The sequence below is a fragment of the Motilimonas cestriensis genome (assembly GCF_021295315.1).
GTDB lineage: Bacteria > Pseudomonadota > Gammaproteobacteria > Enterobacterales > CBDFNC01 > Motilimonas > Motilimonas cestriensis.
In genome coordinates this window covers 210,658-224,468 of the sequence record NZ_JAIMJA010000006.1, presented here as the reverse complement: position 1 = coordinate 224,468, position 13,811 = coordinate 210,658, and the positions used below count along the sequence as shown (strand labels likewise).

Genomic DNA, 13,811 nt, shown 5'->3' with positions numbered 1-13,811 from the left:
GCATCACAGAGATGTCAGCGGCCGATTAAGCCTTGGGCTTAAATGGGCCATCACAAAATCAATAAACACCCGCAGCCGTGCTGGCATGTATTTGGTTTGCGGGTATTGCATAGCAACAGCGCCATGGTAATTACTTTTGATGGTCCAATCATTAAGTACTTGTGCCACTTCACCTTTCGCCAGTGCATCTTGGATAACAAAATCATGAAAGATGCCAATGCCCAAACCTTCTTTCACCCCAGTTAAGCGCATTTGTGAATGGTTCACGGCATAGCGCCCTGTTACCGCCACTGTGTGAAATTCATCATCTTTAAGAAAGTCCCAAATGTTGTCACGTTCGGTTTCGGCTAAATAGAGGCAATCATGCTCACTTAACTGTGTGGGATGGGTAGGTATGCCGCTGCGGGCAAGGTAGTCAGGGCTGGCGCACAAGACCAGATTAGTTTGACAAATCTCGCGCAATACCAAGTTCTCATCGGGCTTGTCAGTGAGCCGAAAAGCGACATCAATATTGTGTTTAAACAGATCAATTGCGCCATCTGCCGCGCGCAGTTTTAACTGAATGTTCGGGTAACGGGTTAGAAAAGGCACCACTAAGGGTTGTAATACTGAGTTTAAAAATGCCTCAGGCGCGGCCACCGTTAATGAGCCAGCGGCTTCGGTGTGATCGGATGTAGAAAGCTCAACGGCTTGCTGCGCTGCATTTACCATCACCAAGCTTTGTTCATACACCCGAGTGCCCGCTTGCGTAATGAGCAATTTGCGAGTGGTGCGCTCAAACAATTTCACCGACAGCGCCGCTTCAAGACGAGTGATCAGTTTGCTGAGTGCCGATGGTGTCACCCCCAAGGTTTTCGCTGCAGCGGTAAAGCTGCCTTCGTTCACGACAACAATATAAGTGGCAAGATCAGGTAGCAGTGCGATCAGTTTGTGATTCAGCATAAACTCAACTGTAACAAGGACGATGGGTCAGATGACCGTCACTGTCTCAAAACGGCGGTCAGTTTGTCAATTCAACGAATGGCAAGCATCGATACAAAGAGAGCGATCGACTTTACATTGGCCTTGCTGCTCTCTAGTATTTGCCCCCTTGTCCACTACTCTCTACCTATCATGAATAAAGCGCGACTATTAGCTGCAATGATTACCGCTCTCGAATCCATTCATCAAAATGCCAGAGCCGCGGCTAAGCGCGCTCACGATACGGCCACCGACGACGAAAATATTGCCGAGAATAAATATGACACCTTAGCCCTAGAGGCGGCTTATTTGGCACATGGTCAATCGGTTCGTGTAGCGCAATGCGCAGCAGACGTGCAAGATTTTCGGCAATTAGATAGTTCGATTAGCTACAACAAGGTCACCGTTGGCGCGCTAGTATCCATCATTGATGAGCAAGGAAATAAAAAGACCTTGTTTATGGGCCCATCAGCAGGTGGCTTGAAAGTAACAATAGATGGGCAAGAGGTCGTGGTGATAACACCTTCATCGCCCATAGGTAAAGGGCTAAACCAACAACAAGTGGGTGATGAGGTTAGCTTAACCTTGGCTGGAAAACAGGTTACTTATGAGGTGCTTGATCTAAGCTAACACCAAACGAGCTAAAATTTTATTTGTTGCCCACCAGCTGAGTCACTAAATCTAAAATACCCGGCGCTGCGCCAAAGTGAGTAAGCAGCGTAAATTGATGGTCAGGGTAAGTAGTTTGATAATGCGTAATGGCCTTTGGGATATCTTTAAGCACGTGGACACCTGAGTTTAAGAAGTAGGGAAAAATCACAAACTCGGTCACGCCTTTTTCAAGCAACTCATCCAAACAATCGTTGATCGATGGGCTTGCCAACTCTAAGTAACCAGCCTTTAAAAAATCAAAGTGACTGTTCTCAGGTTGCTGACTTAAGTGCTGCACCATTTTCTGTAACTCTTCATTGGCCAAAGGGTTTCTACTGCCATGGGCTATCACAACAAGGGCTTTCATTTTTATTATCCAATTCTTCTAAGTTAAAATTAATTTATACACGTTCACTTGCTACGTTATAAGCAAGTGTTTAGATCGAGTGAAGCGGTTGTTTGAAGTGTTTTTGCGCCAAAAGCTCCCGCGGGAGCTTTTGGCGCAGAGGCTTTTAGCGTTAACTGGTCACTTCTGCAGCAGGCTTAGTTGGTTTATTTTTACCAAGGCCAAGCTTAATGGCGACATAAAACACTAAACCCAAACAAAGGAAAATTTGAATGATGTTTTGGCCAATATCGGGGAACTCAGCACGTAAAAATGATGAATAACCTAGCGCGCCAACAAAAAACATCGCTAACGTGCAACGCGGTGTGTCACCTTCCATAGGGCCAGCCACATAAGCCTGCCACAGTGCCGACAATGCAAACGCAAAGGCAATAATTGGGAAGATAGAAAAGGAAACATGAGCTGAAGTTAACGCCGCTAACGTTGCGTTACCACATAACCCAGTTAAAAAAGCGAGTAACAAAGGCTTACGTTCAATGTTGTTGGTCATAAGGAATATCCTGAAGTAATGGCACATTAATTTAAGCAAAGGCGAACCAAGGCAGTACTATTGAGAATAAACCCATACAGCATAACTTGCCTCTGAGATCCGCATAAAATTAGCATCAACCATAATATGACAATCGCCGTTTTAGTACCACGGCTTTTATAACCAAACAAACTCTCGCTGAACAAGCATCTTGACGTTACTTGGGTATAGATCGATTAACTTCAACTTAACAGCTTGTTAAACTGATCTCAAAATAACGACAACATTGGGCAATACAGGCCAAAATTTGTTATTTTGCACAGGCTAGCGAGTGTTTAACTTATTACAGCGGGAGGTTAAGTGTTTTAACCTCGTATATTTGGTTGGCCAAGTAAATGAATAAGATTAGATCCGTCCACTGCGCTCGATAAAAATAAAAAAGGAATACCCGTGAGTAAAAAACCGAATACAGCCACCCCGTTTAAAATTGCGGCGCATTATGATGCCATTGTTATCGGAACCGGACCTGGCGGTGAAGGCGCAGCAATGAAGCTGGCCAAGCGCGGCAAGAAAGTAGCCATTATTGAAAAAGCGCACTCGGTAGGCGGCGGTTGTACCCATTGGGGCACCATTCCTTCTAAAGCACTGCGTCACTCCGTTAGCCGCTTAATTGAATTTAACAGTAACCCCCTATTCGGCGAAGACCAAGCGCGCAAGCAACTGACTTTTGCTGAAATATTAAGCCATGCCCAATCGGTTATTCGTAAGCAAGTAAACTTGCGTAAAGGCTTTTACGATCGCAATGAGTGCGACTTATTTTTTGGTGAAGCATCGTTTGTTGATAACCACACCTTACAAATTCGCAAAAACGATGGCTCACTGGATTACTTAAGCGCTGACAATATCATTATTGCTACCGGCTCACGCCCTTACCGCCCAGCAGATATCGATTTTGCTCATCCTCATGTTTATGACAGTGATACCATTTTATCTCTTGATTACCACCCTTCTAGCATCATTATTTATGGCGCGGGTGTGATCGGCTCTGAATACGCTTCTATTTTTCGTGGCCTCGATGTTAAAACAGATTTAATCAACAACCGTGATCGCTTACTTTCGTTTTTAGACGCAGAAATGTCTGACTCGTTGTCTTATCACTTTAGAAACTCAGGCATTATCATTCGCCATGACGAGCAGTATAAGAGTGTAGAAGCCACACCTGACGGCGTGATCATGCACATGCAGTCGGGCAAGAAGATGAGAGCGAACTGTTTACTCTTTGCCAATGGTCGTACTGGTAACACCGATAAGTTAAATTTAACAGCAGTTGGCCTGACGCCTGATGGGCGTGGTCAGCTAAAAGTAAACGATAATTATCAGACGGAAGTTGAAAATATCTATGCCGTAGGCGATGTGATTGGTTACCCCAGCTTAGCCAGCGCGGCGTACGATCAAGGCCGTATTGCAGCGGGCTCCATCGTTAGTGGTAAAGATACTCGCAAGAAACTGATTTTAGACATTCCAACGGGTATTTATACCATTCCAGAAATCAGCTCCGTGGGCAAAACTGAGCAAGAGCTAACTGCGCTAAAAGTGCCGTATGAAGTGGGTCGAGCGCAGTTTAAACATTTGGCTCGTTCGCAAATTTTGGGCTCTGATGTTGGCAGCTTAAAGATCTTGTTCCATCGTGAAACCAAAGAAATTTTAGGCATTCATTGTTTTGGTGAACGCGCCTCTGAGATTATTCATATCGGCCAAGCCATTATGGAGCAAAAAAACGGCGGTAATAACATCGAGTATTTTGTACACACGACGTTTAACTACCCAACCATGGCAGAAGCCTATCGGGTGGCGGCATTAAACGGCCTTAACCGTCTGTTTTAAAATTGGATGGTATTGCAAGAGCCGCATTAATGCGGCGATAGATGTGAGAAGCAACATATCACGTAACCCCCCTATTATCGCAGAATAAATTCTTCTCCTACAAAAGCTTGAAACCCTCATGTAGGAGCAGAGCTTGCTCTGCGAATATCACAAATTCCCTGAGCAAGCTCAGGTCTACAAAAAACACGAATCAACAAGTTCAACATACAAGGAGCGGATTTATTCCGCGAAAACACCAAGCTTTACGCTTGATAAGCTCTAAGAAACATATCCACGCAATTTAGTAAATATTGCTCTCGCTCCACCAGTGTTCGTTCATCCATTTGATTTAATTCGGCACGTAATCTTGCCTCGCCCATTACCATGCCTAAAAACTGGCTAGCGGCCCAACGTGGTTCGGGAGTATTCAATTTACCTTTCTCGGTTTTATAAGCAAAGTATCTACTTAACTCACTGATCACCACATCAGGCCCGAGACGGAAAAAAATCTCCGCAAGTTGTGGTAAATGATTCGCTTCAAATGCGCATAATTTATGGGTTTTGAGGGTTTCATCCTCGGTAATAAAGCTACCAAAACGTAAAGCAAACAAGGTTAAACAAGTTTTTAGCTCTCCTTCTAAATGTAGGCTATCGGCTAAGCCTAAGCTCAGGCACTTATGTTCAATGGCTGCGGCGAACAAGTCTTCTTTGTTGCCAAAATGGCTGTATACCGTTTGCTTTGACACACCAGCATGCTCTGCCACTTTAACCATGGTGATTTGGGTAAAGCCATGTTCAACAAATAAACGCACTGCCGCTTGCAGGATCAAGCGCCGCTTGTCTTCACTTTTTGTTCTATTCTTAATCATCATACCTACACTGTGTTGAATGAGCGCTTCTGCAGTGAAACAGCCAAGCTATACTTTTAAACTGGACTTATTGGTCTAATTAAAATTAAACTAGACCCACTAGTCCAGAATAATCATGGAATGCAAAATGGGCCAATATTTTTCAACTATCAAATCTACTTTCTTCTGTTTTTGCCTAATCGGCTGCTTCAGCGTTTCAAGTCAAGCCGAGCCGTCGTTACATCATACCGAAAGTACTAAGCTTAAACAGCAAGATAGCTTTATCATCGAGCGGCAATTTGTCGGCAGTGTATTTGCGCAGCAAAATGCTAATATCGGTTTTGAACTCTCCGGCAAGATAGCCAGCCTATTCAGTAACACCGGTGAGCAAGTTAAAAAAGGCGCTATTTTAGCTACCCTTGATACCGAACTATTGCAGATAGAACGAAATGAGCTGTTTGCGCAACTTGCGCAAACAGAAGCCGATACAGCTTTAGTAAAAGCCAATTTAGCTCGCCTATATTCACTGCAAAAAAAGGGCTATACCTCAGAGCAGAGTGTCGATGAATTAAAGGCTAAGCAAGCATCGCTGCGGGCCAACAAAGCTCGTATCAACGCGTCACTGGAAGCCAATCAAACGCGAATCAACAAATCCACACTTCACGCCCCCTTTGCCGCACAAATAGGCCAGCGCTTAGTCGCGCAGGGCCAAGTTGTTAGTGCTGGCAGCCCCGTGTTTGAGTTATTACAACTATCAGAACAAGAGATCAAAATAGGTTTACCGGTGCGGCTACTCAGTAAACTCGATAAAAGCCTTAACCAACAAGTAAACGCCACTATCGCTGGGCAAACTATCCCCATTAGCTTAATTACCAAGGGGGCATCTGTTGAGCCTGCCACTCGTACCGTTCAATTACGCTTTCTCATCCCCCCTGAATATACCTTTATCCCCGGCCAACTGGCCTATTTAAACCTAAAAGAACAACAAGATCAGGCCGGATTTTGGGTGCCCTTGAGTGCGCTGACAGACGGTTTACGGGGCACTTGGAATGTCTTTGCTTTGGTTGAAGGGAAAAATAACACCTTTACGATTGAGCGCCGCGATGTGCGCATTGCCCATGCCAATCAACAATCGGCTTACGTTTACGGCGCCCTTAAGGATAGCGAGCGTGTGATTAGTACCGGTTTACACAAGTTAGTGCCCGGGCAACATGTCACTACGCAAGATAGCGACTGGAGCCACTAAGATGATCAAGATAATGTTAGTTCAATTGACACAAGCTAGTGCCAGGGCGACAAGTCACCAAACAAGACAGCGACTGGAGCAACTGGAGCTACGAAGATGATCAAGATAATGTTAGTTCAATTGACACAAGCTAGTGCCAGGGCGACAAGTCACCAAACAAGACAGCAACTGGAGCAACTGGGGCAACGAAGATGATCAAGATGTTGGTTCAAAATACACGCCTACTGTTGCTGGCGTTAGTGGTGTTAATCGTATCAGGCCTTGGCGCTATTCATACCTTGCCGCGCATGGAAGACCCTAGAATATCGAACCGCTTCGCTACAGTAATCACTCACTATCCCGGCGCCTCTGCCGAGCGCGTCGAGGCGTTAATTAGTGAAAAAATAGAAAGTAAAATTCGTAAGCTCCCTGAAATAAAAGTGCTCACGTCCACCTCTCGTCCGGGCATTTCGGTGATCCAAGCTGAATTAAAAGATCACATCACTCAAGGTGCTCCCGTTTGGTCTCGGATCCGCGATTTATTAAGTGATATTACGCCGGAGTTACCACAAGGTAGCTCGGTACCACACTTAGATGATGATCGCGGCTATGCATTTACCCGAATTATCGCTCTAACTTGGCAAGGTGGCACTGAGCATGACTTGGCCATATTAGGACGCTACGGCCGTGAGTTACAAAACCGCTTAAGATTAGTGCCCGGTACTGACTTTGTTGAGGTGCAAGGAGCCCCTGAAGAAGAAATCCTAGTGGAGCTTGATGTAAATGCCGCTTCCGCTCTTAGGCTCACTGGCGCGCAAGTTGCCCAACTCATAAATACCGCCGATGCCAAAGTGTCTGCCGGTGAATTGCACAATAATGACAATACCATGCAGCTGGAGCTACGAGGCGAGTTAGACTCGTTAGAGCGGATCCGGCAAATTCCTCTACTGAGTGATAACAAAGGCTTTGTTTATCGTGTTGGCGATCTTGCAGACGTGAAACGTAGCATTAAAACCCCTGAGAGCAGCCTCGCCATTATTAATGGTCAGCAAGGCATTGTGGTGTCGGCCCGCATGTTGCCTGATTTGCGTATTGATAATTGGTCAGCCTCATTAGACCGTAGCCTGACTGAATTTAACCAACAACTGCCCAGTAATATCCGCAGTAAGGTTATCTTTGACCAAAATGGCTACACACAAACACGCTTGTCTGAATTAATGGGCAACGTATTGTTTGGTTTTGCCATTATATCAGTGGTGCTATTACTCACATTAGGTTGGCGATCTGCTTTGATCGTGGCGCTATCGCTACCTGTCACTGTGCTGTTCACCTTAAGCTGCATGAAGTATTTTGGCCTGCCCATTCACCAAATGTCAGTGACTGGACTGGTGGTCGCCTTGGGGATCATGGTCGATAACGCCATTGTCATGGTGGACTCTATCGGGCAAAAGCGACATCAAGGCATGTCTGCTTTGTTTGCGGTGCAGCGTTCATTAAAACATTTATGGCTGCCGTTACTTGGCTCCACTTTGACCACTATTTTGGCGTTTATGCCAATCATTTTAATGCCGGGACCCGCTGGTGAATTTGTTGGCGGTATCGCCTTAAGCGTGATCTTTTCGTTGATCGGCTCATACCTTATTTCTCATACTATTTTGGCCAGTATCGCTGGGCGCTTTTTACGCCAAAAAGAAACTAATCACCGCTGGTATCAAAATGGGATCCAACTGCCCGGTCTAGCGAATCTATTTAAGAAAACCGTTCGCCTTTCACTTAACTACCCAAAAATCAGTGTGATCTTAGTGTTTTTGGTTCCCGTTAGCGGCTTTTACGGCGCGGGCCAGTTAACAGAGCAATTCTTTCCCCCCTCTGATCGCGATATGTTTCATATTGAAATGTTTTTGGCACCGCAAACCAGCATCGAGCGCACCCGCGCCGTCACTGCCGAAGTAGATAATATACTGGCGAAATATCAAGGTATTGAATCGGTACATTGGTTTATTGGTAACAACGCGCCAACCTTTTACTACAACTTGTTAATGCGCCAACAAGGCGCACAAAACTATGCTCAAGCTATGATCACAGCGGATCACTTTAGCACTGCCAATCGCTTGATTCATGAACTACAAGCTGAATTAGATAAAGCGGTGCCTGAAGCGCAAATTTTGGTGCGACAATTAGAACAAGGCCCCCCGTTTAATGCCCCGATTGAGGTGCGTTTATACGGTCAAAATTTAGACCAATTGAAAGCCTTTGGCGACGAAGTGCGGGCCCTTTTGTTTACCATTCCTGATGTATTGCATACCCGCGGCACTTTATTAGCGGGAACGCCGAAGGTGTGGCTAAACGTCAATGAAGAGGCCAGCCGAGTGATGGGCTTAGGCTTAACCCAAATAGCCGATCAGTTAGAAAGTACGACTCAGGGAAAAGTCGGCAGCCGTGTTATCGAGTCCACTGAGTCCATTCCGATCAGGATCCGCATTGCACCCGACGCCAGGCAAGAGTTGTCTGATTTAAATTCTCTCAATGTCACTTCCAACCAACAAGGCATGATCCCACTGTCAGGGATTTCAGAATTTGAATTAGCGCCAAGCCGCGGCGCTATCCCGAGGCGAGATGGTGAACGAGTTAATGTGATTGAAGCCTACTTAACTCAGGGGGTTTTACCGGCGAGCGTACTGTCTCAGCTCAAACAGAAGTTAGAGGAGAGTCAATTCACGTTACCATCTGGTTACCGTTTAGAGTTTGGCGGCGAGTCTGCTAAACGTAATGACGCCGTGGGAAATCTATTGGCGAGCTTGGGCTTGGTTATGACCCTGCTGGTTACCGTGGTGGTGCTCTCATTTAATTCATTTCGTCTAAGCATATTGATTATGCTGACGGCCATGCAAGCGGCTGGTTTGGGTTTGCTCAGTGTTTACCTAGGTCAATTCCCATTTGGCTTTACGGTGATTATTGGCTTACTCGGCTTAATTGGCTTAGCGATTAACGCGGCCATTGTTATTTTAGCCGAGCTGAAATCTAACCCCTATGCCATGGCTGGCAACAAAGAGGCAGCATTAGCCTGTGTAATGAGCTGTACTCGCCATATCACGTCTACCACCATCACCACTGTGGGCGGCTTTTTGCCACTGATCTTAGCAGGCGGCGGCTTCTGGCCTCCTTTTGCCGTTGCTATTGCAGGTGGCACCGCGCTAACGACACTGGTTTCTTTCTATTTTGTGCCAGCGGGTTTTCTACTGCTGCGCGGAAAAACAAAAACTCACGCAGTACCTGCACCTCAACCTGCCTAAGCGGCTAAAGATAAGTAGATTGTCAGGGCCATATTGGCTCTGACAAACAAAACCATCAACTTACATTAAATTAACAGTACAACAACCTAATTAAATCCAATAAAACAATTATTCGCTCTTTAATGTTCACATTTTTCATGGATTAGGTTTGACAACTTTCTCGTTCAGGTCACACTATGCTCCGTTTTAGATGACGCTTTATACGCTCTGAGTAAGCAAGTAATCTGTTTAGGCGCAGGAAAAACAGTTGTGAGAAAAGTGTTAATTACATAACTTATTATTCTAATTATGAATTAATCACGAAAGCACACTTATTTTTTACCCGTATCAATAAACGAATATTTAATTAGAGAGGGATTTCCCCCTCAACTCTCATCGCCAATAATAAAAAGCGCGTAAACAACAGCAAACAACAACATTAATTGAGGATAAAATGGCACAAACCAGAGGACAATTCAGCTCTCGGCTGGGTTTCGTATTAGCGGCAGCAGGCTGTGCTGTCGGCGTAGGTAATATTTGGGGGTTCCCAACTCAAGCAGCGAGTAATGGCGGTGGCGCATTTTTACTGGTCTATCTTGTGCTTATTTTTATGCTGGGCTACCCCATGTTGGTGGCCGAGCTGTTAATTGGCCGAGCTGGTCAAGCCAACCCAATGAAGTCAATGCAAAGTGTGGCAAGCTCTCCCCTTACTCGCCAGATTGGCGCGACAGCGGGTATCGTATCCATTCTCGTCGTCACTTTGATCTTTACTTTTTACAGTATTATCTCTGGCTGGTTTATTAGTTTTACCTTAGCGCCAGCCGTTGAATTAGTCGGGGACACGGAAAAGAGCATCTGGCTAACAGACTTTTCTCTGTCTCGTAACTTAGTGTTTACCACCTTGTTTGGCTTGATCACCATTTTAGTGGTGAAAAAAGGCATTAAGGATGGTATTGAAAAGTGGTCAACCCGTTTAATGCCGCTGCTATTTTTATTGTTAATCGCCAGTGCCATTTACATGATGACCCAAGACGGTGCTATGGAAGGCCTTAAAGCTTATTTGGTGCCTGACTTTAGCCAAGTGTTTAATGCCACTTTACTGGCCAATGCGTTAGGCCAAACCTTCTTTTCGCTTTCATTGGGCTCTGGCGCCATGATGGTGTACGGCTCGTATTTAAGCAAACAAGACAGCGTGCCAAAGCTGGCGGCACAAGTTACCTTAGTGGATACAGGGGTGGCTTTTTTAGCCGGTTTGTTAATCGTACCTGCCATGTATGTTGCCATGAACCAAGGAGTAGAAATTTTTGATGCCAATGGTGACCTGATCGCAAGTAGTAACTTAGTTTTTAAAGTTTTACCTGCTTTGTTTGACACCATGGGCTCAGCAAAATATATCGTTAGTACCGGCTTTTTCTTTCTATTAGTGATTGCTGCGCTGACTTCATCTATCGCTATGTTAGAAACGCCAGTGGCTTTTGTTTGTGAGTTAACCCGCATCGATCGCAGTAAAGCGGTATGGATTGTGGGCTTAACCGCGATTGGTTTTAGTAACTTGATCGTCTTTAACTTTAATACGTTATTTGAAGTCATTATTCAGATTTCAACGCAATATGCGCAGCCTCTTTCAAGCTTAGCCGTGTGTATTTTTGCTGGCTGGGTATGGCACCGAAACAAGGTATTGGCTGAAATTAGGCAAGGTGATGACGATATTGAAAATAGCCTGTTTTGGAAGATATGGCCGGCATACGTTAAGTTTGTCTGCCCGGTGTTAGTGGGTTTATTAGTGGTTCGCTCGATTACCGCTTAATCGACCTAGTAAATTAAAAGGTGAAGTATCTACTTCACCTTTTTTTTATTTAGATCTGTTCAGCTGCGCCTTCACCTTTATAATAGCGACATCATCTTTAAGGAGTCGATTTTAATGCAATGTACCAGCTGTGAAACCGGTAAATTACACCAAGGAAACCTAGCCCAGCTACTGCCCTCTTTGACTTGTGATCATTGCGGTGGCCACTTTTTCTATCTAGCCGACTACTTGCGTTGGAAAGAAACAAATCCAGAGCCACTACAAGAAACAGATATTACTGATATTGAACCAAGTGAAACAACTAAGGCGATTATCTGCCCTATTACAGGCCGCTTGATGCGCAAATACCGCATGTCGAGCGAGCATCAGCATAAAGTAGATTTAAGTGTTGCGGTTAATGGCATTTGGCTAGATAAGGGCGAGTGGGAACTGTTAGTTAAGTCTGGTTTGAGTAACCAACTCAACAAGATTTTCACCGACCCGTGGCAGCGTAATATACGTCTAGAAAAAACCGCAGATGTACTGAAAGCGCAATATGAAAATCGTTTTGGCGATGCCGATTATGAGAAGCTACAGCAAGTAAAAGCTTGGTTAAAAGACTCAGAATATAAAGCTGAAATGTTAGCTTACTTGGTTGCTGACGATCCTTACAAGGTCTAACCGTATCTCTAGTTTAAATTTAAATAAAAAGCCTTCAGATTGATCCTGAAGGCTTTTTTTCATGGTCAAGAATAGTTAACCTCAGTTTTGCTGAATCCTATCGTAGCCAGATAAAGTATGTTTTACGGCAAAATTTCGTTTTCAGGGATGAAAGCGTAAAGCGTATAGGGACATATTTACCGCGTTTTTGCAGGAAAGCATACTATTTCGCTTATCCAAAATTTGGATTAGTTACAGAATAATTCGCTGCCAAGGCAGTTGATTATCACCAACCACAATAAAGTTAGGGTTTTCTAAGCTTTCACGTTCGTTGTAACTTAACGCTTCCAATTTTAAGCTTTGAATTTTGCCACCGGCTTCTTCAACAATACATTGTGCCCCCGCCGTATCCCACTCACCCGTTGGTCCCACTCGCACATAACAATCAGCACTGCCTTCTGCCACTAAGCAGCTTTTCAGTGAGCTAGAGCCTAATGGGATCATATTGTAGTTATAATCGGGGGCCAATAAGTTAGTGATTTTTGAAAGGGACTGCACTTTACTCACAGCCACGTTAAGCTGTTTGGTTTGTACGTCGTATTGCATACTAGAAATAGCCACCGGCGCTTGATCGGCCACTTGCTTAAACGCGCCATGACCACTCACCGCGTAATAACACACGTCCGCTATCGGTGCATAAATCACCCCTAATACGGGCTTGTTATCGTGAACTAACGCAATAATGGTCGCAAAATCACCACTGCGAGAAATAAACTCTTGGGTGCCATCAAGGGGATCAACCAGCCAATAAGTAGACCAATTTGATCTTCTGGCCAATGGAATATCGGCCGCTTCTTCTGACAACATCGGGATCTCAGGCGTCAGCTCATGAAACGCTTTTACAAGGAATTGGTGGGCGGCAATATCAGCACTGGTGACAGGGGTGTCGTCTCCCTTTGTGCAGGCTTCGTAGTCTTTTGAGTCGTAAATTTTTTTAATAATCGCCCCTGCTTCGCGGGCAAATTGACAAGCAGAGTCTAAATAATCTATTGGTTGCATATTCACTCCTAGGCTAGGTTAGCGCCGATTAAACGCCCTTCCGGGGGTCGGTTTCTAACCATTTTAATGCCAACATAAGTGCGCAAACACTGCGCGCCTCATTAAAGTCAGGCTCGTTTAATAACTGCAATGCATCTTTAATTGGCCAGTACACCACTTCTAATGGCTCGGGCTCATCACCAGGCAATGTTTGCGGATATAAGTCATCGGCAATGAAAACAGACATGGCATTGGCAAAATAGGCCGGCGCCAGTTGCAACGACTTCAGTGGGTAAAATTGTTTAGCCCCAAAGCCTGCTTCTTCCATTAGCTCTCGATTGGCGGCAACCTCGGCTTGCTCACCTTCATCAATTAGGCCTTTAGGAAACCCTAATTCATAACTATGAGTGCCGGCGGCATATTCTCGCACCAAAATCAGACTTTCATTGTTATGGATCGGCACCATCATCACCGCACCACGACCGCTGCTTTTCATGCGCTCATAGCGGCGTTGCTCGCCATTGCTAAAGCATAAATCCAATGCTTCCACTTTAAAAAAGCGGCTTTGCGCAACAATCTCTGCATTGATAATCTTAGGTTTTTCTGCCGATTTCGCCATCTTCTCGCCTGTTA

12 protein-coding genes are annotated in these 13,811 nt (G+C 45.0%); 6 read left to right on the top strand and 6 right to left on the bottom strand.

Annotation, left to right across the window (positions count from 1 at the left end; all coding sequences use genetic code 11):
* Positions 1-3 precede the first annotated feature (3 nt).
* The gene (locus K6Y31_RS08135) at positions 4-942 is read right to left on the bottom strand and encodes a LysR family transcriptional regulator (RefSeq protein ID WP_233052301.1); all 939 of its coding nucleotides are present in this window, start codon (positions 940-942) and stop codon (positions 4-6) included.
* A 63-nt stretch (positions 943-1,005) separates the two neighbouring features.
* Here K6Y31_RS08135 and K6Y31_RS08130 point away from each other — a divergent pair, with 63 nt between their 5' ends.
* Entirely contained in the window at positions 1,006-1,590 is a 585-nt protein-coding gene (locus tag K6Y31_RS08130) for a GreA/GreB family elongation factor (protein ID WP_233052300.1), read from the top strand.
* A 19-nt stretch (positions 1,591-1,609) separates the two neighbouring features.
* On the opposite strand, the gene K6Y31_RS08125 is transcribed toward K6Y31_RS08130, so the two are convergent.
* Positions 1,610-1,978 (bottom strand): sirohydrochlorin chelatase, encoded by a 369-nt coding sequence (locus K6Y31_RS08125; protein WP_233052299.1) that lies wholly within the window; start codon positions 1,976-1,978, stop codon positions 1,610-1,612.
* Between the two features lie 151 nt (positions 1,979-2,129).
* The gene (locus tag K6Y31_RS08120; protein ID WP_233052298.1) at positions 2,130-2,507 is read right to left on the bottom strand and encodes a YijD family membrane protein; all 378 of its coding nucleotides are present in this window, start codon (positions 2,505-2,507) and stop codon (positions 2,130-2,132) included.
* Positions 2,508-2,936: 429 nt separating this feature from the next.
* On the opposite strand from K6Y31_RS08120, the gene sthA reads away from it, so the two are divergent.
* Positions 2,937-4,370: a Si-specific NAD(P)(+) transhydrogenase gene (sthA, locus tag K6Y31_RS08115; protein ID WP_233052297.1), complete on the top strand. Its 1,434-nt coding sequence runs from the start codon at positions 2,937-2,939 to the stop codon at positions 4,368-4,370.
* Positions 4,371-4,612: 242 nt separating this feature from the next.
* Here the strand turns inward: sthA and K6Y31_RS08110 are convergent, their stop codons facing one another.
* Complete coding sequence (locus tag K6Y31_RS08110) at positions 4,613-5,221, bottom strand: TetR/AcrR family transcriptional regulator (RefSeq protein WP_233052296.1); 609 nt, start codon at positions 5,219-5,221, stop codon at positions 4,613-4,615.
* Positions 5,222-5,345: 124 nt separating this feature from the next.
* Between K6Y31_RS08110 and K6Y31_RS08105 the strand changes: the two genes are divergently transcribed.
* From K6Y31_RS08105 to K6Y31_RS08090, 4 genes are all read left to right on the top strand, one after another.
* Entirely contained in the window at positions 5,346-6,443 is a 1,098-nt protein-coding gene (locus K6Y31_RS08105; protein ID WP_233052295.1) for an efflux RND transporter periplasmic adaptor subunit, read from the top strand.
* 191 nt (positions 6,444-6,634) lie between these two features.
* Positions 6,635-9,715 (top strand): efflux RND transporter permease subunit, encoded by a 3,081-nt coding sequence (locus tag K6Y31_RS08100; protein WP_233052294.1) that lies wholly within the window; start codon positions 6,635-6,637, stop codon positions 9,713-9,715.
* 433 nt (positions 9,716-10,148) lie between these two features.
* Complete coding sequence (locus K6Y31_RS08095; RefSeq protein WP_233052293.1) at positions 10,149-11,501, top strand: sodium-dependent transporter; 1,353 nt, start codon at positions 10,149-10,151, stop codon at positions 11,499-11,501.
* A 114-nt stretch (positions 11,502-11,615) separates the two neighbouring features.
* Positions 11,616-12,161 carry a TFIIB-type zinc ribbon-containing protein gene (locus tag K6Y31_RS08090; RefSeq protein WP_233052292.1) on the top strand — a complete coding sequence of 182 codons (546 nt, stop codon included), beginning with the start codon at positions 11,616-11,618 and terminating at the stop codon, positions 12,159-12,161.
* A gap of 231 nt (positions 12,162-12,392) precedes the next feature.
* Here K6Y31_RS08090 and cysQ read toward each other — a convergent pair whose 3' ends face one another.
* Together cysQ and nudE are read right to left on the bottom strand one after the other, a co-directional pair.
* Positions 12,393-13,199: a 3'(2'),5'-bisphosphate nucleotidase CysQ gene (cysQ, locus tag K6Y31_RS08085; RefSeq protein ID WP_233052291.1), complete on the bottom strand. Its 807-nt coding sequence runs from the start codon at positions 13,197-13,199 to the stop codon at positions 12,393-12,395.
* Between the two features lie 28 nt (positions 13,200-13,227).
* On the bottom strand, positions 13,228-13,797 hold the full coding sequence (gene nudE / locus K6Y31_RS08080) for an ADP compounds hydrolase NudE (RefSeq protein WP_233052290.1): 570 nt from the start codon (positions 13,795-13,797) through the stop codon (positions 13,228-13,230).
* Positions 13,798-13,811 lie beyond the last annotated feature (14 nt).